At 62.0% G+C, this 21,210-nt stretch carries 17 protein-coding genes; 8 read left to right on the top strand and 9 right to left on the bottom strand.

Going from position 1 to position 21,210, the window contains the following annotated elements:
• Nucleotides 1-12 precede the first annotated feature (12 nt).
• The 3 genes from JJ896_04205 to JJ896_04195 form a co-directional block, all read right to left on the bottom strand.
• Nucleotides 13-2,979, bottom strand: coding sequence for a molybdopterin-dependent oxidoreductase (locus JJ896_04205; GenBank protein MBO6778836.1), 2,967 nt, complete (start codon nucleotides 2,977-2,979; stop codon nucleotides 13-15).
• Nucleotides 2,979-4,499 carry a polysulfide reductase NrfD gene (nrfD, locus tag JJ896_04200; protein MBO6778835.1) on the bottom strand — a complete coding sequence of 507 codons (1,521 nt, stop codon included), beginning with the start codon at nucleotides 4,497-4,499 and terminating at the stop codon, nucleotides 2,979-2,981. Before nrfD ends, JJ896_04205 begins: the two co-directional genes overlap by 1 nt.
• Nucleotides 4,500-4,571: 72 nt before the next feature.
• Nucleotides 4,572-5,189, bottom strand: a complete 618-nt coding sequence (locus JJ896_04195) for a molybdenum cofactor guanylyltransferase (protein MBO6778834.1) — start codon at nucleotides 5,187-5,189, stop codon at nucleotides 4,572-4,574.
• A 3-nt stretch (nucleotides 5,190-5,192) separates the two neighbouring features.
• Between JJ896_04195 and JJ896_04190 the strand changes: the two genes are divergently transcribed.
• Nucleotides 5,193-5,843, top strand: coding sequence for an NUDIX domain-containing protein (locus JJ896_04190; GenBank protein ID MBO6778833.1), 651 nt, complete (start codon nucleotides 5,193-5,195; stop codon nucleotides 5,841-5,843).
• A 33-nt stretch (nucleotides 5,844-5,876) separates the two neighbouring features.
• Here JJ896_04190 and JJ896_04185 read toward each other — a convergent pair whose 3' ends face one another.
• The gene (locus JJ896_04185; GenBank protein MBO6778832.1) at nucleotides 5,877-8,381 is read right to left on the bottom strand and encodes a hypothetical protein; all 2,505 of its coding nucleotides are present in this window, start codon (nucleotides 8,379-8,381) and stop codon (nucleotides 5,877-5,879) included.
• A gap of 130 nt (nucleotides 8,382-8,511) precedes the next feature.
• On the opposite strand from JJ896_04185, the gene JJ896_04180 reads away from it, so the two are divergent.
• Nucleotides 8,512-10,032: a cellulose binding domain-containing protein gene (locus JJ896_04180; GenBank protein ID MBO6778831.1), complete on the top strand. Its 1,521-nt coding sequence runs from the start codon at nucleotides 8,512-8,514 to the stop codon at nucleotides 10,030-10,032.
• Between the two features lie 102 nt (nucleotides 10,033-10,134).
• Here the strand turns inward: JJ896_04180 and JJ896_04175 are convergent, their stop codons facing one another.
• Nucleotides 10,135-10,917: a GntR family transcriptional regulator gene (locus tag JJ896_04175; protein MBO6778830.1), complete on the bottom strand. Its 783-nt coding sequence runs from the start codon at nucleotides 10,915-10,917 to the stop codon at nucleotides 10,135-10,137.
• Between the two features lie 66 nt (nucleotides 10,918-10,983).
• Nucleotides 10,984-12,183: a molybdopterin molybdotransferase MoeA gene (locus tag JJ896_04170; GenBank protein ID MBO6778829.1), complete on the bottom strand. Its 1,200-nt coding sequence runs from the start codon at nucleotides 12,181-12,183 to the stop codon at nucleotides 10,984-10,986.
• A 25-nt stretch (nucleotides 12,184-12,208) separates the two neighbouring features.
• Between JJ896_04170 and JJ896_04165 the strand changes: the two genes are divergently transcribed.
• Nucleotides 12,209-13,480, top strand: a complete 1,272-nt coding sequence (locus JJ896_04165; protein ID MBO6778828.1) for a glucose-6-phosphate isomerase — start codon at nucleotides 12,209-12,211, stop codon at nucleotides 13,478-13,480.
• Between the two features lie 423 nt (nucleotides 13,481-13,903).
• A complete protein-coding gene (locus JJ896_04160) occupies nucleotides 13,904-14,740 on the top strand; it encodes a universal stress protein (protein MBO6778827.1) in 837 nt (278 codons plus the stop codon).
• Here the strand turns inward: JJ896_04160 and JJ896_04155 are convergent.
• Nucleotides 14,721-16,385, bottom strand: coding sequence for a ComEC/Rec2 family competence protein (locus JJ896_04155; protein ID MBO6778826.1), 1,665 nt, complete (start codon nucleotides 16,383-16,385; stop codon nucleotides 14,721-14,723). The genes JJ896_04160 and JJ896_04155 overlap by 20 nt on opposite strands.
• A 510-nt stretch (nucleotides 16,386-16,895) precedes the next feature.
• Here JJ896_04155 and nusB point away from each other — a divergent pair.
• Together nusB and JJ896_04145 are read left to right on the top strand one after the other, a co-directional pair.
• Nucleotides 16,896-17,366, top strand: coding sequence for a transcription antitermination factor NusB (gene nusB / locus JJ896_04150; GenBank protein MBO6778825.1), 471 nt, complete (start codon nucleotides 16,896-16,898; stop codon nucleotides 17,364-17,366).
• Nucleotides 17,367-17,369: 3 nt separating this feature from the next.
• Nucleotides 17,370-18,038, top strand: a complete 669-nt coding sequence (locus JJ896_04145; protein MBO6778824.1) for a serine/threonine protein phosphatase — start codon at nucleotides 17,370-17,372, stop codon at nucleotides 18,036-18,038.
• Here the strand turns inward: JJ896_04145 and JJ896_04140 are convergent.
• A complete protein-coding gene (locus JJ896_04140; GenBank protein MBO6778823.1) occupies nucleotides 18,035-18,478 on the bottom strand; it encodes a hypothetical protein in 444 nt (147 codons plus the stop codon). The two genes, JJ896_04145 and JJ896_04140, sit on opposite strands and share 4 nt — an antisense overlap.
• A gap of 85 nt (nucleotides 18,479-18,563) precedes the next feature.
• Between JJ896_04140 and ychF the strand changes: the two genes are divergently transcribed.
• Nucleotides 18,564-19,658: a redox-regulated ATPase YchF gene (ychF, locus tag JJ896_04135; protein ID MBO6778822.1), complete on the top strand. Its 1,095-nt coding sequence runs from the start codon at nucleotides 18,564-18,566 to the stop codon at nucleotides 19,656-19,658.
• A gap of 16 nt (nucleotides 19,659-19,674) precedes the next feature.
• Here ychF and JJ896_04130 read toward each other — a convergent pair whose 3' ends face one another.
• Nucleotides 19,675-20,358 (bottom strand): hypothetical protein, encoded by a 684-nt coding sequence (locus JJ896_04130; protein MBO6778821.1) that lies wholly within the window; start codon nucleotides 20,356-20,358, stop codon nucleotides 19,675-19,677.
• 66 nt (nucleotides 20,359-20,424) lie between these two features.
• Between JJ896_04130 and JJ896_04125 the strand changes: the two genes are divergently transcribed.
• Complete coding sequence (locus JJ896_04125; protein ID MBO6778820.1) at nucleotides 20,425-21,207, top strand: hypothetical protein; 783 nt, start codon at nucleotides 20,425-20,427, stop codon at nucleotides 21,205-21,207.
• Nucleotides 21,208-21,210 lie beyond the last annotated feature (3 nt).

Below are 21,210 nucleotides of genomic sequence, written 5' to 3'. Positions count from 1 at the left end.
TGGGTCTGAGGTTCATGGCTTCGGTTCGACGGGCGATTGAAATGGATTCTCCGGGAGTGCATATGCCTCCCGAACGGGCTTCAGCGGCCGCTTCAGCCAGTAGGGCCTCCGCAAACCGTTTGGGGAATGGTCGACAGCTGATCGCGTGAGTGACAGCCACTGGCGATAGGCCTCCATGGACTTGCGCGTGTCGACCTGCACATCGCCGTGCCGATCTCCCGGCTCGGCCTTGCGCACGTTGTAGGCTTTCTGCAACCAGCAGTGGGCACCGGAAATGGGATCCGGATGGACGGCATGCGTCAGATTCTGATGTACCCCCACGTCCTCCCACCAGATGCGGGCAGTATCCGGGTCGAATGAGTCCCAGGCCCCAGCCCCGTGCAGCACGGTGAGGCCGTGGTCCGTTCCCTCCTGTGAGAGCTCAACCAGGTTGGACGCACCTCGGTTGACGCCTTCAGATTCCTTGAGGCGCCACCGTCCCAGGTGGTGACTCATGGCGATGACGCCGGGCTTGATCCCCTCGGTGATCCACACCTTGTCCACGAAGTAGCCAATTTGCGTGGTGACACGCAGCAGGTCTCCAGTCTCGACACCAAGCCGCTCGGCGTCCTCCGGGTGCATCCACACCGGATTCCGGTGGCTCAGTTCGTAGAGCCACTTGGCATTCGCGCTGCGCGTGTGAATGAGCGTTGGCAGCCGGAAGTTGGGCAACAGCAGCATTTCTCCGCCGGCCCGATCTATGTGATCCGGGTGTACGTGGGACTTGAGTGTCCAGGGCACCACGTATTCGAGCTCCGGCCAGCCCCAGTCATGCAGCGTGCTGGAGAAGAACTCCAATTTGCGCGATGGGGTCGCGAACCCGCTGGCCAACCCATCGTCTGTCTGCACCCCTACAACGGCACCTGAATCGGTCACTTCCCGACGCGGACCAGGCGTTCCCTGCACCGGTTTCCGATACGGCGTGTAGTTCTCTGCTGTGACCTCGAAAACACCGAATCTGCGCATGTAGTCGAGCGGACTCAGACCCTCGGCCGCAGCGGCCTCCGGAAGCCCGGGCACGGAGTTCTCGAAGATCCACCGGTAGTACTCGTCGATGGTGATGATCTCGCCAGCCCGATAGGGACTCTCAAAGTGCTTCCGGATACCCATGGAGCCGTCGGGGTCCATGCGGGCCGACAGCTGGATCCAGAACTCATTCTCCTCCCAGACCTGGCCGGGATTGGCCTCGTAGGTGAATTGCACCGGCTGACCAAGGCGTTCCATGGCTACCCGCTTCACCGGCTGACGAAATGCAATCCATTGACCAGCGTGGGTCTCCTGACTCATCAGGTCATGCCGTTCGCTGGCATGTCCCATCGGAAGCACGTAGTCGGCAAACCAGGCCGATTCATTCCACGTCGGCGTCAGCGCCACATGGCACTTCAGCTTGTTCGTGTCCTTCAAGGCCTTCAGCCACATGAACCCGTCCGGATTGATCCACATGGGGTTGTAGACCCGGCTGAAGTAGACATCCACCTCGCCACGGCCTTCCTCCAGGAAGTGTGGCAGGAGGAAGCTCATCTCGTAGAACGCAAATGGCCACTCGTGGGGCAGATGCAGCTCATTCCAGGCGTTGAACGCCGGAGGCTTGTCGAAGGGCGTCGGAACGAACTTATTCCAGCTGTTGCCTGAAGTGCCGCCCCGGGTGCCGACGCTGCCGGTCAGCACATTGAGGAAGAACAGGCACCTGGCAACCTGCCAACCTCCGAGGTTACCGATCGAAGCCGAGCGCCACGTGTGGGATGCGAGCCTGCCGTTGCAGTCGGCTACCGCTTCTGCCGCCGCCCTTATGCGCTCGATCGGGACCTGGGATTCGGCTGCGGCCCGCTCGAACGTGTATTCCGCATACAACTGTTTGAGCAGGGCCTCGAACTCATCGAAAGAATGGGGCGCACCGGGCTCGGCAAGTCCGGAGAAACGGCGCCCCTCGAACGGCTGCGCGCGGAAGTGGTCAATCGTCTCCTCCCAGTTCACCCACTGACGCAGAAAGTCCCGGTCATAGCGATCCGATTGCAGCAGGTGGTTGGCGATGGCCAGCAGCACCGTCTGCTCGGAGCCCGGCCACGTGGGCAGCCACACATCACTCTTGGACGCCGTATTCGAGAGGCGGGGATCCAGGGTTATCAGCTTGGCGCCCTTCTTCTTGGCCTCCATGATCCGCTGCGCATGCGGATTGAAGTAGTGGCCCGTTTCCAGATGGCTGGAAATGAGCAGTATGACCCGGGCATTGGCGTGGTCCGGACTGGGGCGATCGAACCCCGCCCAGAAGAAGTATCCCGCCCGCGCCCCACTGGAACAGATGTTTGTGTGGCTGTTGTGGCCATCGACGCCCCATGCCTGAATGCACCGGTTCGTGAAGCCGTCCTCTCCCGGCCGGCCCACGTGATACATGATGCCGTCCTTTCGCCGTCTGCGGCTCGCCGCCATCTTCTCCCCGATCTCGGTCAGGGCCTGGTCCCAGGTGATACGCTTCCACTTCCCCTCGCCGCGAGAGCCCACCCGCTTCAGCGGATACAGGATGCGTTCCGGATCGTAGACCTGATTGATCGTCGCCGGACCCTTGGCGCAATTACGCCCGCGGCTTCCCGGGTGCACCGGGTTGCCTTCGAATTTGCGGATCTGGAGGGTCTCCCGATCGACATAGGCCAGCAAGCCGCATGCACTTTCGCAGTTGAAACAGACGGTGGGCACGAGGGTGAAGCGGCGCGCTACTCGCTTTGGCCACTCCTTTCCGTCATACTCGACCCAGTCCTGCCATTCAGAGGCGGGGGGGTACTGGCTCATCCTGCCGTCGGGGTGCACGACCTCGGTCATGGGCACCTTGCGCGGCACGTGTTCCGTCGGCGCAAATACCGGCATTCCAAACTGCTCACCAACGGGCGAACCCTCGAGGTTCGCCAACAGGTCCTTGGCCTTTTCGTCTGCCGAGCGCTGGTCCATCACGAGTTGGGGATTTCCTGTGGTGCCGACACGAAGGCCTGCTCGTAGAGAAACAGCCCCAACAGGACAAGGACTCCGGCGAGCGGGAGGAGAGCCGGCGCGGTCACTGCCAGCAGGGCCGGGACCAGGGAGCCAGCCAGGGCGAAGCCCAGCCAGTAGTGCATCCGATACCGACCGCGCGTCATGCGATGGGCGGCGCGCGCCGCCGTATCCGACGCGTGCGGCATCCACATGTCACCCGAGAGTGAAAGCAGCAGGTTGAGCGCAAGCAGCCCTACCATCAGCACCGGCATGTCTTGTCCGAGAACCGCCAGAAACGCCGTGCCGGCCAGAAGCGACTGCAACACCATGTGCGCGGGCAGCAAAGACGATTGCCAGAGATCGCGGCCCTCCGCCTGTCCGAACAGGAACGCCGTGTAGGCCGCAGCCCCTACGGCTAGTGGGCTGCCGCCTCCCAGCAACCAGGGTCGCCAGGCGTGCAGCCCGAACCATTCTGCAGCCACCCAAAGCGTGGCGACTCCGGAAAAGGCGATCAAAATGAACGCGCCCCGAACCAGCCAGCTCCTCCACTGGGGTCGGGTGATGATGCGCAGAAAGCGCGTCGGGTGCTCAAGATCGAAAACCAGCAGTCCGGTAGTAACCAGCAGGAACAGCACGGCTGCCGCGGCGGGGGCGAAAAGGCTCGCGCCGGACCCCTCGACCAGTACCTGCCATGCAGCCAATAGAAAGACGCCGGCCGCAATAGCTTTTGTGACGAGATACGCAGGCACAGGCCAATGCCAGGGCACCTTGTGCTGGGCGTTCCAGACCACCTGAACCATGTGCTCGGCCATGCGGCCGGGGGCGATGTGGATGGGGCCGGCCTGCGGCAGGCCCTGGCTCGTGCCCGGCAGACCATCTCCGCCCGCCTCATCAATGACGTCCGACCACGCAAACGAGCTCGGTGCGCGCTCGGTTGCAGTAGGGTGCATCGCTGCGTCCTCCCCCCCGATGTAGAAGAGTTTGGGCGCTGTGCCCTGCTCCGGCTTGCGAACCGTAACCTTGTTGTTGGCCACGACCCGGCTGATCTCGGACTCCGGGTTGTCCAGGTCCCCGGCAATGATGGCGTGCTCGGGGCAGACCACGACGCAGGCCGGTTCGAGCCCAACTTCCACACGATGGGCGCAGTAGTGACACTTGGCAGCACTGCCGGTCTCGGGATCGATGTAGATCGCGTCGTACGGACAGGCCTGCAGACATGCCTTGCATCCAATGCAGGCATCCTGGTCAAACTCGACAATACCGTCGTCCCGCTGGTACATGGCCGTTACCGGGCATATGCGCACGCAGGGCGGATTCGCGCAATGATTGCAGCGGGTTACCTGAAAGGACCGGCGAACGTCGGGATAGGCGCCCGTTTCGACCGACTTGACCCACGTGCGATGCACACCCAGGGGCACGTCGTTCTCGCTCTTGCACGCCGTCGAACAGGCGTGGCATCCAATACAGGAATCATTGTCTATGACAAACCCGTAATTCACGCGGTGGCACTTGTTATGTCAAGTAATGGCAATATGACGCTTCATGGCGTGAAAGGCAACCTCCATGCCGGGTCAGGGGGCATCCTGCGGCCTGTTCATGTTATGGAGGGCTCGCTCCTCCGTCTCCACATCCCGTGTATTGATCGCGGCCAGAAGGCGATGAAGAGCGGATTCGCCGGACGCTGCCAGAGACAGCAGGGTATCAAACTGCAAAACCGGCACGAGACAAACGGCAGGATGAAGGCGCCCTGACCGGTCGACTGCGACCCGGGCCACCTCGTCCTCACCTTCCAGAAGGCCCTTTAGCGCGGAAGCCGTCATGAAAGGGAGATCCGTTGGCAACATGAGTAGCCAGGGTGTTTCTGCTGCCCTGAGTCCGGCCAGCAGCGCTGCGGCAGGCCCCTGGGCCGACACGTGGTCATCCACGACCTTCATGCGAGACCGGATGCCCTTCCAGTCTTGCGGCTCCCCGGACTCCTTCTTCGGGAGACTGATCAACACGGTAGAGGCCAGTTTGTAGGCGATCCCCACAGTACGGTCCAGGAGCGTCTCGTCTCCCACAACAAACGTTGCCTTGTCCCGACCAAATCTCACGGACGCCCCACCGGCGGCAATCACGGCCGTAATATCCTGGGGAGCAATGCCCATCTCCACGTGTTCGGGTGTCCTGTCTCCCGAAGTATACTCCACCCCATGGCCAAGGCACCCTTCCTCTTCTACCCGGTCGGAAAGGAGGAATTGAAGGCTATCGCCAAGGAAGGTCTCGATCCCGAGCGGCCGCATTTCGATCGCCTCAAGAGCGCTCGAAAACACAAGGGGGTCGTCCTGGTGGTCCCCCAGAAGGCGCGCGACAAGGGACGGATCCGCCCCAAACACATCGTCAACCTCAGGCCTCTGAGGCGTGCCGTGCGCGTCCTGGCCGGCGGAGGAGTGCTGCTGCGAGAAAAAAAAGGGCGTGTTGAGACCGTGCTCATTTTCCGGCGGGGTCGATGGGACATTCCAAAGGGCAAAAAGGACCGGGGCGAATCGAAGCGGGCCTGTGCCGTACGCGAGGTGCAGGAGGAATTGGGCATCGACTACGCCCGCATCCTGTGGAAAGTGGGCGTGACGACGCACGGCTACCGCGCACGAAAGCGCCGGTACCTGATCAAGCACACCCACTGGTATGCGATGGAAACCAACGCAAAGCAGTTCATCCCCCAGGCCAAAGAGCAAATCACCGATGCGCGCTGGGTGTCGCTCGACGAGGCCATCGAAATGGTCGAGTTCCGTGCGTTGCGCACGCTTCTCACGGAGGCCAGGAGCCAGTTGTCCGGGAAACGGTCCCGACGCCACCGGTTGTAACGCCGTACTCGGCCGGAGCGCCGGCCAAGAGCGCTATCTGAGCGGCATGAACACGGCGTTGCCCAACAGAAGCCGCCCTTCGTACCAGAAACCGCGGTAAACGGGATCGTCCAGCAGGTAGACGACTGCCCCCGAACCCATCTCCTGGACTCCGAATGCCAGGCTCTCCTCAATCTCCGGCGTCGCGTCCACACCTACGTGACCCGAGAGGCGTGAGCCGCCCTCAAGAACACCCACGTTCCAACCATCTTCCAGATAGGCGTAACCGGATCCGCTGCGTCGCAGCGTGTAGTAGCCACGAGACATCCCGAAACCGAGCGGATGGGAATCATCGACCCGCGTTGCGAACACGGCTCCCGGCACATTTTCGGTCAGGCCGTCCCGGGTGCGGTCGGCATACCGCCGCAACGGGTCATCCTCTTCCTCTGACTCCTCGTCGTCCTCGTCGGCGCTCTTTCGAACCAGCTCAAATCCCTCCTGACCCACGAGGAATCGGGCTGCACCATCAATGGCGATCAGTCGACCGCCGCCGCGCACCCACGACCGCAGGGCGTCCATTCCGGCATCGCGAAGCACGCTGCCATAGCCTCCGGTCGGTAGAATCAGTACGTCAAACTCATCCAGGTCCACGCGTGTCAACCGGTCCGCGTTCACCATGGTCACCTGGTAGCCGAGCTGTTGTTCGAACCAGTGCCAAACCACACCGGCGCCGTACTGTGAGACCGGGCTTCCGGTAGCCACAGCGACGCGCGGGGCGGAAATGAAGCGGACCCGGTTGGAACCGAAATCGGACCCGCTGTCAACCCGGCCTCCGGCCATCGGGACCAGCTCGGCCCCGTATTCCGAGGCCAGGGTCGCGAGCCGAGGTGCCAGACTCGCTCCCAACTGCTCGTTGGCGGCGCGCGTAAACAGCACCGTACCAGGCCCAAAACGGGCCCCGTCAACCTCGAAGGGTTCGACAGCCACCCGCGCGTCTATACCGGCTTCGAGCACGGCCGACAAGAAGACCACATCGTCCGGGGAGTCCCAGCGCAATGCGAAGGCATACGACTGCTCACCTGCGGTCGCAGCCGGCTGGCCCTTGGAAAACGCTGCGTCCGGCTGGATGTCGTCGGACACCGCCATGCCGTCCAGACCGTAGGCATAGGGCAGAGCCCAGGCGGTGATGTCGTAGGTGAGGGAGTCCGGTAGAGTGGCCTCGGGCTCCAGCAAGACGCGGGTTAGTGTCGCCTTCGGCTGGGCAAGAGAGACAACCAGGTCCCCCGGCTCCACCCGACCATTGGACATGGACGCGGTGCGATAGTCGTGACCCCGCACGGCTCTTCCCGAAGAAACGGTGCCATATTCAATGCCGAGCTTGTCCAGATGCCCGGCCAGTGCGTTGAGGCGGGCCTGACCGGAGGTTGCCTTCATGACGTAGGCGCGAAATGCACCCGCCGGCTCGGCCTCGTAGAAGGCGCGAAACTCGTCAATAAGCCGTTCGGCAAGGCGCGAAGCCGTTTCGACGGTCGAAAGTCCCGTCGTGTGGTGGTGCAGGATGCGGTCCGCGAGCGTGAGCGTATCTCCTTCGGCCGTTTCAATGGCCAGGCCAGCACGACCACTGCCACCCTGCTCGTACGTCATGCCAATGCCTCCGTTGAACGTGGGGTACGTATCCCCATAGCCCGGGTAGAACAGGTCAAACACCTCTCGGGTGAAGTACAACCAGCCTTCGGCGTCGAAGTACCGGGCGTGGTTGGTTCCGATGGAATCCTGAAAAGCACGCTGCCAGTCCGTGATGGCATCGTGGTAGGGCTCGGCGGCCGGCGCGAAGTAGTAGGGCGAGTTGACGCCCTGCTCGTGAAAGTCCACATGCACCTGTGGAAGCCAGGTGTTGAACAGCGCCATGCGTTCCTGGCTTTCCTTCTGGGTCTGCCAGGCCCAGTCCCTGTTCAGATCAAAGTTGTAATGATTGGTGCGTCCGCCCGGCCAGGGCTCGAAATGTTCTCGGGCGTCCGGGTCCGCATTCGGCCGGAAGCCCACCACCTGATTGTACCAGTTCACGTACCGGTCACGTCCATCAGGATTGATGCAGGGGTCGATCACCACCACCGTGTTCGCCAACCACGAGTCCCCACTGCCGCCCGGCCGCACCATTTCGTACAGGGTCGCCATGGATGCTTCTGTGCTCACGGACTCGTTCCCGTGCACATTGTAGGAAAGCCAGACGATGGCGGGCGTGTCTCCCTCGGGTTCGCCGTCTTCGATACCGGTCAGCCGCAGGTTGTCCCGACGAATGTCTTCCAGCATATCCTGTCGATCAGGGGTGGACAGAAATGCCGCCAGCAGTGGCCGGCCCTCGTACGTCTCGCCGTACTGATGCAGCGTGACACGATTGGACAACTCGGACACGTGTCGGAAGTAGTCCACGACCTGATGGTGGCGGGTGAACCGGCTGCCCAGCTCGTAGCCCAGAAATTCGGCGGGCGACGGGATGTCCTGAGCCGTCGCGGGAAAGCTGAAGGCACAGATCAGGAGAAATGCAGAGAGTCGACGCATGGAGGGAGAATTCGGGTGGGGCAGCAATCTACCGACTTTTTGCGCGCCGACGTCCCGCGAATTTCGGGTTCTGCATCGTTCTATCTAGACGGTGCTCCCCGGCGCCCACGTCCGTGACCAAGGACCAACCATGTTTGCCCATGCCGTAGCGCGAGCTGCGCTACTTCTCTTCTTTGCATTGGCCGCTCTGCCGGGGTTTGTCAGCAGTGCCAGCGCGGATTCTCCCGAATCTGCCGACGTGCGTGTCATCTACTGGGTCGACAAGACCCTGGGTGCCTCCTACGTGGCCAACGTCATGTTGACCAACATGACCCCCCAGCCCATTGAGTCTTGGGGTCTTGCGTTCGATCTGGACCCGGCCGCGACCAACATCCGGAATGCGCAGTATTCCATCGCGGGTACGCGCCACACCGTCACAGGGGCGGGCTGGACACGGATCATTCCGGCCGGGGGATCCATCTGGTTCTCGATAGACGGCACGATTCCCGGCGATGGCGACATGACCACGGCCGGAGACGTGCCGCGGCCAACAGATTGCGGCTTCAACGGGCAGACATGTGCCTTTGAAGAACTCAACGCGCCACAGCCCAATCCGCAGGATACCCTGGCCGTAGACATCGGGTGGTGGGTGGCCTCCCAGGGAGTAACCGATTACCGCGCGCAGATCCTGCTCAAGAATATCAGCGATCAGCCCATCGACTACTGGAATCTCAAGTTCCAGTCGACCTCACTGATCACGAGTATTGAGCATGGGGAGTGGAGTCGCACGGGGACCTTCTACGAGGTTAAAGGCAAAGGGTGGACGCACTCCATCGAGCCGGATTCGCTGGTCTGGCTGACGCTGTCGGGCGTGCACACGGGCCAGGTAGACACGCTGCAGTCCTGCATCTTCAACGGATTCCCGTGTGAGTTTGTGGACCCGGACGACTTTGTCAAGCCTCCGGAGGAACCCGAGCCCGTCGGTCCCCTCTGTTCCGTGCTGCCGGATCCCGATGATGACGGCAGTATCAGTGGCCTGGTGGTCGACTTCCAGCGACCATCCCTGTGGAACGGGGGGTACGTCTACAGCATCCAGCTCCTGAACGAGTCAGACAAGGCGATCCGGAACTGGAAGCTGGAATTCGACCTGTCGGACGACATGACCATAGACCGAATGTGGAATGCCGATTTCCAGAAATCCGGCAACCACGTCACGGTGTACCCGATGCCCTACAACAACTGCATCGAGCCGGGCGGCATTGTCGGGATCGGTTTCGAGGGGAAACACGACGGCGGCGCAATCATGCCGCAGGGCTGCCTCTTCAACAACAAGGACTGCACGTTCGCCAGAATCTCAGGCCCCCGAGCCACGAATACGGACGATGCGCCCGAGCGGCCTGACGAACACCTGCGCCTGTTGACACCGTACCCGAATCCCTTCGCCACCGTTACCAGGGTGCCGTTTGCAGTCGCAGAGACGCAGGAGGTGACCGTTGCGCTTTGGGACATGCAGGGTAGGCAGGTCAGAACCCTCTATTCCGGAACGGCGGTTTCGGGCCAGATCATCGAAGTCCAGATACCCGCTGGCTCGCTCAACAGCGGCGTGTATATGGTCCGACTTACGGGCGCCTCGGGCGCTGGCGTGACGACACCGGTCATGCTCGTGCGATAACCGAATCCGGCGGCGGTCCATGCGAGGGACTCACCGCCGGTTGAACGAGGCCTCTCCCCGAAGCGCCCAGGGCCGCGTCGTCCAATCGGACGGCGCGGTCTTTTATTTGAACACCGGTTCGAACTCGCGAAGCGGCAGCCCGCGACCGTTCGTTCCCGGGCTGCGCTCCAGCTGCAGATCGTACGCAACCCGATCAGAGCGGTAGTACCGCTGTTGGTAGTACACGGTGCGATCTCCTTCGGTGACCGAGGTGCGCTCGATCATCAGAAGCGCCCGTCCCCAGGGGATGCCCAGTTCCTGGCTGATATCAGCCGGCGCATTGATGGCCTCGATGCGAAACCGACCGTAGATCACCGGGATCTTGTAATCCACCTCCAGTATGTGGTAGATCGTCTCCCTCTCCAGGTCCCGACCGTCCAACAGTTGACCGTAGAAGGCCGGCAGCCAGGTTCGGTCGTAGGCCAGCGGCTCACCGTTGCCGAGGCGTAACCGGTCCAGACGCAGGACTTTGACCCCCTCTGCCAGACCGAGTGCCGCTGCCACCGTTTCGGACGCGGGCTCGATCTCGGACTGCAACACACGGGACGTCGGAGCCAGTCCCGCTGCCTCCATGTCCTCCGAGAAGTCCGTCAGTCGAATGAGCCCCTGGTGAACGCGGTTTGTGCCCACAAAAGAGCCCAGTCCCTGTCGACGATAAATCAAGCCCTCGCTCTCCAGGGTCTGAAGGGCCCGCCGTACCGTGATACGGCTGACCGAAAACTGCTCGCCCAACTGGCTCTCGGATGGAAGTTGATCATCCCGCGACCAACGGCCCGATGCGATCTCCTCCCGCAGCCAATCGCTGACTTGCTGATGTCGGGGAGTTCCTGAGCGGAGTTCAGCCATGGCACCTGCGACAAGGACACATCATACCTGTCATAACGGGTCCCTTCGATACAGGTTCGTGCCAGTCTACAGAAACTCCACTTCGGCCATGGCGCCTGCCGGTGCGGCCTCCCACTCGGCTGGAAGGTGGAGCAGCGCGTTCGCCCCCACAAGACTCGTGGAGATGTGGGAACCCTGAGAGCCGGTCGGGCTCGCCTGCAGCATGCCTTCTGCCCCGGTGACCACCGCCCTGGCAAATACGTGCAGTCCTCTCGGCTTGGGAAAGTCCGCTGTCAATTGAGCAGGATATCTCGGGCGATGGGGTCTTGCGGCTCCCTGCATGTACCGAAGAGCCGGCCGTACGTACTGGTCAAAACACACCGACGAGGAGACCGGGTTGCCGGGCAGCCCGAAAACCGGCCGACGCTCCAGGGTGCCGAAGACCAGCGGCTTGCCGGGACGTTGCTTCACCTTCCAGAACGCGGCCTCAAAGCCGTTCTCCTCCAGCACCGCGCGGACCAGATCATACTCGCCCATGGACACGCCACCAGAGAAAACGAGCACGTCCGCACCTTTCGCTTCTGCGAGCACGGCGCGTACGGATTGCCGGTTGTCGCGCGCAACCCACTGACCCGCGAGCCTACCCCCTGCCTCCTCCACCCGGACCGCGAGCGCCGGTCCGTTTGAATTCCGGATCTGACCCCGCGCAGGAGTTTCGGAATGTGGCACGAGTTCATCGCCCGTTGCTATCACGGCCACGGAGGGCCGTCGGCCTACCACCACCTCTGACTGCCCAATGGTAGCCAGCACGGCCACAGCACCAGCCGCCACGTCGGCTCCCGCCCGGAGCACCACCTGGCCGGGTGCCATGTCCTCGCCGGCAGCCCGGAGATGCCGACCTGGCGAAATCCCGCGATCGACCACGACGGCGTCCCCCTGCTCACGCGTCCACTCCACGGGCACGACGGCGTCGGCACCATCCGGCATGGGAGCCCCTGTCATAATGCGCACGCAGGTGCCTTCCCGCACTGCATTCGCCGGCCAGGCTCCCGCGGCGATTTCGCCGGTGCATCTCAACGTGCCGCCGCTATCCGCGAGGTCTGCACTGCGGACCGCAAAGCCGTCCATAGCCGAGTTCGGGAACGGTGGAATCGCTTCCTTCGAAATGACTTCGTGAAGCAGGATGCGTCCGTATGCCGCTTCAAGCGGTACTATTTCCTGGCGAGGCTCCGGAAGGCCCCGCCTGATGGCCGTTCTGGCCTCATCCACCGATACAAACAGTTCCATAGGCGGGGCCCTGCCCCGATGACGAATGATCAGACTCGATTATACCCAGGCCAAATCGTTCCTGCCGGACCCGGAACTGGCGCAGGGACTGGAACGCGCCCGGGACGCGCACGCGCGCCTTATGGACGGCTCCGGGGCAGGCTCCGAATACCTGGGCTGGCGAGACTTGATGGTGGAGCCAGACGATGCACTTCTGGGCAATCTCCAGGATGTGGCTGCCGAGATCCGACAGCGCGCCGACGTGTTTCTCTCGATCGGAATCGGCGGATCCTATCTCGGCGCAAAGGCGGTCATCGAGGCGCTGACGCCCTATTTCCCAACGGGTGACGGACCCGAGGTTCTTTTCGCCGGCAAAGACATGAGCGGCGCATACCTGCGCGAACTGCTGGGCTATCTGGAAGGCAAGAGTGTGTATGTCAATGTCATATCGAAGAGTGGGACAACCCTCGAGCCCGCCATCGCCTTCCGGTTCGTGCGCGAGTGGATGGAATTGCACTTCGATGATGCCGACGACCGCATCATCGTCACCACGGACCCGGAACGCGGAGCACTGAATGAACTGCGAAAAGCGCACCCGTACCGGAAGTACGTCATTCCGCCTCGCGTGGGAGGTCGATTCTCGGTGCTGACTCCAGTCGGCCTGCTGCCGATTGCCGTGGCCGGAGTGGACATTCGTTCGCTGTTCTACGGAGCCGTCGCGGAGTCCGAACGTCTGTCCCAGCTGGACAACAACAGCGCTATCGAGTATGCCGCCGTGCGTTGCCGGTTGCTTGAGAATGGTTATTCCACCGAAGTGCTTGCCCATTTCGAGCCGCGTCTCTCCTCCATTGGGGGCTGGTGGCAGCAGCTCTACGGAGAGAGCGAGGGCAAGGGCCACAACGGACTGCTCCCGGTGTCCCTCCAGTATTCCACAGACCTGCATTCACTGGGGCAGTACGTGCAGGACGGAAAGCGCAATCTCATTGAGACGTTCCTGATTGCAGAGGACGACGGAGGCGATATGACAGTCGATATCGACTCCGCGAATCTCGACGGCCTCAATTACCTGGAAGGGAAATCGCTGACGGAAATCAACCGTAAGGCCTACGAAGGAACCGCCAGAGCCCACGTGCAGGGAGGTGTCCCCGTGCTGACTCTGTGGCTGGAAAACATCACGCCGGGATCCATCGGCGAGTTGATTTACTTCTTCCAGCACGCGGTGGCGGTCAGTGGATACATGCTGCGCATCAATCCATTTGATCAACCTGGTGTGGAAGCCTACAAGAAGGAGATGTTCAGACTGTTGGGGAAACCGTGATCAGCGGTGGGCGACTCGTGGAAAAGTCAGCGGTCTCCCACATTCACCGCCTCGCTTGACGATCGTCGTGGAATACCGTTGGAAAACCTGCGCGCTTCACACAGTGCATCCTGACGCTACGCACCGCGAGACTGGCTGTGCGCAAAAACGTTGGCCCATCTGCTTGACACGTGGATAACCCGTACAGAACCGCCCGCACCGGCCAGCAGGGCCCAGTAAGCATTGTGCAGAAGTGGCGTCAAGGGATGTTGGGAAAGAATCCTCCCACAGTCGTCCACAGACCTATATCTATCTACTACTAGATCTAAATCTTTATCTGAAGAGGTAAGAGAGTCTGTGGATTCCCGGGTTGGCTGCAAAGCTCGTTGGGAGGCCTCCTGTTGAGGCTTTACTTTCAATACGACTGACAATCGCGCTCTTCAGATGATCAAGAAGATTCTCGTCGCCCTCGACCCCGATTCCGACACACCGACCGCTACGCGCTACGCCGTCGAGATTGCCAAGCGGGACCAGGCATCCATCACCGGCCTGGCCGTGGTCGATATGGGAAGCATCGCATCCAGCTCCCGCGGAGGCGGGGTAGGTTCGATGTATTACGCGGACAAACTGAGGGGGCGGCTGACCGCTGAAGCACGAGATCGTGCGCATGAGCTCATTCGTGAGTTCAGCAGCGTGGTGTCCAAGGCGGGGGTGGAGCACACCGAACTGCTTCAGGAAGGCGTGCCGTTCAGACGCATTGTCGAGGACATGAAATACCATGACCTTCTGGTCGTCGGCAACGACCCGCACTTCTTCTACAGTCATCCGAAGGAGGCTACTGAGACGCTTGCGCGCGTCGTGCGAAAGACCGTCGGCCCGACACTTATTGTGAGCGAACAGTACCGAAAGGTCAAGAACGTGCTGATCGCCTACGACGGCAGCAATGCGGCTGCGAGGGCCATGCGCACCTTCGTGCGATCCAAGCCGTTCGGATCAGACATCGCCATTCGGCTGATCTGCATCTGGGAGAAGAAACAGGCCGAAGCGGAATTGATGCTTCAGCTGGCCTCTGAGTTTATCCGAGCACACGGTCTGAATCCCGAAGTTGCAGCGCTGAAATCGGACGACGTCGAGGGAACGATCTCCGCGCAGATCAGCCAGTTCGATGCGGACGTGGTTGTGGCAGGCGCCCACTCCAAGTCCCGAATCCGGTCCGTGGCGTTCGGGTCGACGACCTCGTTCCTGGTCAAGCAGTGCCCGGTCAATCTCTACCTGGACTGAACGGAACGCAGCGCACCTGTTCGCCGTCACTCCGACAGTAAACAGAGCCGGAATCCGCGGTAGTCAGAACCTGATACCCTGCTTTCATCCAGCGATCGACGACGCGCGGATCCGGCAGGCCGTAGCGGTTAGATCTGCCCACCGAAATGACGGCCCATCCCGGGGCACCGACACGTGCGCGGGACACCAAAAACCGGTGGCTACTGGTGGTGGAGCCGTGGTGAGGCACCTTCACCACCTGCGCCGCAAGCAGAGAGTCCCATCGCCTGGTCATCATGGACTCCGAGGCGCCCTCCGCATCTCCAGTAAAGAGGAACCGGACCCGGCCGTGCGCCAGAAGCAGCACGGAAGACAACTGATTCGGTCCTCCCACGAGGCCCGGTTCCGGTGCCAGGGGCAACAGTCTGATCTCGGGGTCCGGCTTGAGCAGCGTGCCGATTGAAGTCGGTCGAACCCGAGACTCGGCCAGTTGGCGGTTGCCGTCGTGATCCCTGTGGGGGTGGGAGATGAAGCTATGGTCCAGACCACCCGGAGCCAGGTGACCGATGGCGGAGGCTACCACGTAGCGGGCCGACGGAGGTCCGGTGTCGATGAGCAGGCTCGTTCCATGTGGGGTTCGCACGAGTGCGGCGTCGCCCTGATCCACATCAAGAAACCAGATTTCCAGGGGTCCGCGTGCCTGCGGAATCAGTAGAACCAGCGCCATGGCGCAGATCGTGACGACACGACGTCCTGCAGCGGTGCCGGGCAAGCTCCCCAGAACCAGTGCCGGGACCAGCCAAAGCGCCCGGCCGGAGAGCACCGGCAGCCCCGGTATCGATGCAAACACGCCGGCAACGAGCACCAGCAACTGCGCCGCGGCGTCCGCGGCCACGACAAACCACTGGATACCCGTCAGATGCGCCGCTACCGCCGCCACCATCACGAGTCCGGCCAACGGGCCTCCCAGCAAATTGGAAACGACACTGACGGGTGTGATGCGCTGGAAAAAAGCGGCCGATGCGGGCGCGGTAAACAGTACCGCCACGAGTGACATTACCACCGGATTCCGTGACGATCCGCAGTCCCTGACCAGACCGTACACGGCACAGAAAGAGAGCAGGTAGGCGGGAGTCCAGACGAGACCCGGCAAGACCACCCCCAGCACAAGTCCCGCCAGGAGCACTGTGTGTATACCCGAAACCGAGCCATGGCCACGGGCTCCCTGCCATAGCACGAGACCACCCATGAGTGCCGCACGGGTAGTGGCCGCCGATCCGCCTGTGGCTGCGGCGTAGGCAACCAGTGCGCCCAGCGTAACCCCCGCCCTAAGCTGCAGTCGCGTGGCCGTGGGGATCTGCAAGGCAGAGAAAATCACGGCCGCCAGTCCAAACACAGCCAGACCGACCACCGACACGTGAAAACCGGAAATGGCGAGGACGTGAGCGAGGCCCGCCTGGCGAAACTGCTCCGGCAGAGCCTCTCGCATCCGCGTTCTGTCGCCGGTGGTCATCGCTCTTACGACACCCGTGGGATCGCGTCCCTGAAAGAGCAGGTCGTGGCGCCGCAATAGAAGGGGTGGGGAAGCCGGTTCCACGATCACCGCTGTTCCCTCGACGACCGCGTGGTAGTTCCGGGACCGCGCAAGAGCGCGGGGATCCACCATGCCCGGCCCGCGCGGAGGCCTCGGAATCCTCACGTCACCCCGGATGAGGGCGATGCCGTCAGCGTGGCCTCTCGGGAATACCGCGACGCGCGCCACGACCCACGTTGTACCCTGAAAGCAGTGACCCGTCAGCCGGGTATTGGCAAGCCTGCCTGCGCAGACAACCGGACCATCCCGCAGTTCGGTGTGGGATTGGAGCGCTCCATGGCCAGCACCAAGAGCAAGTAACAGGGCGCCACCCCGCATCGCCCGAATCAATGGGGAGGGACGCACGAGAAACGCCCCAAAACAAGCGATAACCAGCCAAAATGGAGGATCTGCTGCGCCCAACAACACACCACAAAGCGGCAGCAGCAGTCGATGCGATCCCGGCCTCATACCTTATAGAGGACCAGGCCGGCTGCACTGTAACGCCACGCGTTATTCGCACGCTATAAGATTGACGATGAGGAAATGGCCGGTTATCCTCGAAAAGAGCGCGTACTTACGCAGATTGTTGTTTGACAGCGAATGAGCACGAGAAGGGAATCCAGGGAACGGGTCATGCAGGCCCTGTATGCATTTCAGCTTGGAGGCGGAGACGCCGACCATATCATCAAGACGTTGCTCCAGGAACCGCTGTCAGATGATGCCGCAACGCTGCGATTCGCGGAGAAGCTGTTTCTTCGCACGCTGGACATGACGTCCGACGCGGATTCGATCATCGAACAGCACACCCAGAACTGGGACCTGTCCCGCATCGCTCTGATCGATAGGCTGGTCCTTCGCATTGCGCTCTGTGAGATGCTGCAGTTTGAAGACATCCCGCCGAAGGTGTCGATCAACGAAGCCATTGAGGTGGCCAAGAAGTACAGCACGGCACGGAGCGGGCAGTTCGTCAACGGCATCCTCGATGCCGCGCTTGAATCCCTGAAGACGGAGGGTCGGGTGAAAAAGAGCGGACGCGGCCTGGTCGGCATGTCCGTTCAGAAAGAGAACTGACCGATGGGGCTGGTTGCCGTCGGTGATATTCACGGGTGCGCGCGTTCGCTGGCAGATCTGCTCCGGACGCTGGACCTGCAGGCCTCCGACGACATCATCTTCATCGGCGACTACATCGACCGTGGTCCGGATTCTCGCGGCGTCATCGACCAGCTGTTGGACCTGCAGCAACATCACAGCTGTACGTTCCTGCGGGGCAACCATGAAGCCCTATTTCTGGGCTACTGGGATCACGGAGAGGCAGACGTCTTCCTGCACAATGGCGGAAGGCAAACGCTCGCCAGCTACGGGATGGAGGTTGGAGACCTCACCATTCCCGAGAGCCACCTCTCCTTTATCCGTCGCACACGACTGTATCGGGAAACGCCGGAGTTCCTCTTTGTGCACGCGGGCCTGCGACCCGGGCTCAGTGTGGCGGACAACCTCGCAATGGGGGATGAAATGACCTACCTGTGGGAGCGCTCACACATCGCGTGTCCCGATGAGGATCTGGCCTGGGAAAAGACAGTGGTCTGTGGACATACGCCCGTTCCGGAGGTCATCGACCGGGCCAAGCTGATCAACATTGATACAGGATGTGTATTTCGGCACCGGGTGGACTACGGTCGACTGAGCGCGGTTCGCTTGCCGGAACGCGAGTACATCAGCGTGCCCTGCTCCGACAGGTTCTAGATCGGTATCCAGAAGCCGGCGCGCACGGACGGTGAGTGCACGGCCAGCTCTAGCGAAAAGCGGCCATAACCCGCCCGCACAAAAGGATCGGCCAGCAGTGTGAACCGCTTGTTCCGATCGATCCGGGATTCCTCAAACCGAAAGAGAATGGAAGGCCCCAGGCGCAGTCCGGCGTCCAGATTCCACGGGCTTTCCGCCAGCTGAAGCACGGTTCGGCGTGCGCCCATTATGCGCAGGGCTCCCCCGACGGTAGCGATGGCGCGCACGCTTCCCTCGGCCGAGCTGCGATAGCTGCCCGAGATCCAAACTTCTCGAATCAGGAATCGTCCGACGGCCGAGGCGTGCACCACAAGGGCGGCTCCAGGAAGCGTGCCGGGACCAACGACCAGATATTCACCCTCTCCCGTCTGCGCCTCTGCGAAACCCGTGGGAAGCAGCAAAGCACATAGAAACAATCCCTTCAGCCCGGGATATTGGGGCCGCCTTTTGAAACCGCGGGTCCGTGGGGCCCCTGACTGAGAGCACATGCCGCTTCGCTGTGGAATTGTAGGCCTTCCCAACGTGGGCAAATCCACGTTGTTCAACGCCCTTTCGGGGGCTGGAGCCGAAAGTGCGAACTACCCGTTCTGCACCATCGATCCGAACGTGGGCATTGTGCCGGTGCCGGACGAGCGTCTCGACAACATCGCCCGCATAGCGCAGTCCACCAAGGTCGTTCCCACGGCCATCGAATTCGTGGACATTGCCGGTTTGGTTGCCGGTGCCTCCAAGGGGGAGGGACTGGGAAACCAGTTCCTGAGCCACATTCGCGAAGTCGACGCCATCGTGCATGTGGTGCGGTGCTTTACGGACGACAACGTCGTGCATGTCTCCGGCAAGGTGGATCCCGCCTCCGACATCGAGGTGATTGAGACCGAGCTGCTCCTGAAGGACCTGGACTCGATTGAAAAGCGCATCGACCGCACAGCGAAGGCCGCAAAGGGAGGCGACAAGAAGCTGCAGGCTGAAAAAGCGTTCTACGAGCGACTCAGGGACCATGTGGCGGACGGGCAGCCCGTGCGCGCGTTCCAGATCCGCGATGACGAACAGGTCTGGCTGAATTCGCTCTTCCTGCTGTCAGTCAAGCCGGTCCTGTACGCCGCGAACGTCGGCGAAGGCGACCTGCCAGATGGCAACGAGCACGTGGAGCGGGTGCGGGAAATCGCCGCGAAAGAGGGAGCCCGGGTCGTGGTGGTGTCGGCCGAACTGGAGGCACAGCTCGCCGATCTGGACCCCGACGAGCGTGTGGTCTTTCTGGAGGACCTCGGCCTGGAAGGGTCCGGGCTCGAACGACTCATCCAGGAAGCCTACGTGCTGCTGGAGTTGGAGACGTTCTTTACAGCGGGCCCCAAGGAAGCCCGCGCCTGGACCATCACGCGGGGCACCAAGGCTCCACAAGCAGCCGGAACCATCCATACGGACTTCGAGCGCGGCTTCATTCGGGCGGAGACCATCAAGTATCGCGACTTTGTCGATCTGGGCGGCGAGAGCGCGGCTCGTTCGGCAGGGGCGATGCGGTCTGAGGGCAAGGAATACACCGTTGAGGACGGAGACATCCTGCTCTTCCGATTCAACGTCTGAGCCTGCCCGGGCGCGCTCAGAATAGTCGTGCGAAGTAGACGATTATCTGCGGCGTACCGAAGAAGTGCTGCGGATCTTTGATCCCCCGTTCCAGGAGCTGCACGCCCCGCCCGAAATGCGCAAAGGAGTAGCCAATCCGGACTCCCTGGCTCAGGTTGCTGCGCCCAAAGTGCGCTCCTATCGCTACGGTGCCCCCGAAACCCGGAAGGAGATGACCGCGGGGCATGGCAGAGAGCGCATCGTACGTGCGTTCCCCCGGATCCAGGATGCCGTTTTCGTTGTCGTCCTTGAAGTAGGGTGATTCCCAGCCTAGGGTGGGACCGGCGGTAATCAGCACAAAGGGACGGAAGTCGTCTTCGATGCGGTCCGAGAACAGGCGACGCTCCATCCCCACGTGCAGCGGCACCATCAGGAAGTGGTTGGCCTTGTTGAGCACGTCGCGGCGCCCGAAGCGGTCGAAGAAGGCTACTTCACGCGCATCCTTGCCGGCCCCGATGCCGGTCTCGGCCGTAAACGAGAGGTCGCTGCGCACGGCCATGCGCAGGCTGGCCCCCAGCCCGAAGCCACTGTTGGTCAGCACGACCTGGCCGCCGATGCTCCGGGCATAGGCGCGGGCACGCTGTTCCGCATCGGGCCCTTGCTGCGCCCGAAGGCCCGTCGCAGGCAACAGGAGGGCTATGAGCAGCAGAATCCGTGACATAGGTAACGAAACCGGGGGAGTACCCCTTTGTTCTTTCCTCTCTATCCCTCAATACGGAGCAGGACCGTGAAATCGTGTATCCCCGCACTCGGTCTGGTGGTGGCCCTTGCCGCCTGTCAGGTGCCGCAGCCCCCGGAAACCTCTGCCGACGAAATGACCAGCGAGCTGCCGGAACTGGTGGATCGGGCTGATTCGCTTGCCTTCCGGGCGCTGGCCGCCTCGGGAGGCGAAATGGCGATGCGCTCGATGCCGTACCTGCGGTTCAACTTCGGGGTGCCTCCCAGAGCGCCAAGGCGCCATCTGTGGGACAAGATGACGGGCGACTATCGTCTGGAATATGTGCGCAACGATTCCAACATCGTGGTGTTGTTCAATACACAGTCGCAGGAGGGTCAGGCGTTCCGCGATGGCGAGCCGGCTCCGAACCAGGAGGCGCTTGTGGAGCGCGGCTACAGCGCGTTCATCAACGACACCTACTGGCTGCTCATGCCGGCCAAAATGCTGGACCCCGGAGTAACCCGCACCCTGGTGCCGGACTCGAGTGATGCGGCACATGAAGTGATCCGGCTGAGCTTTCAGGAGGTTGGGCTGACGCCTGGAGATCAGTACTACGTGTGGATTGATCGTGAGACCGGGCACGTGCGAAAGTGGCACTATGTGCTGCAGTCGGGCAGTGAGCAGGCCTGCGACTGGACCGGGTATCAGGACCTGGCGAGTCCCCGGGGCTCGGTGCAACTCTCCTCCCAGAAGGATTGCGCGCGCTGGACCATGATGACCGATGGGCTGGACGCTCCCCTGACCGTGCCGGAGGGTGCCTTTACGAATCCGATGCCCATTCTAGGGGCGTAGCCT

Source organism: Rhodothermales bacterium (genome assembly GCA_017643395.1).
GTDB lineage: Bacteria > Bacteroidota > Rhodothermia > Rhodothermales > UBA10348 > JABDJZ01.
Note: the sequence above shows the minus strand (reverse complement) of the source record. Positions and strands in the feature narration are given on the sequence as shown.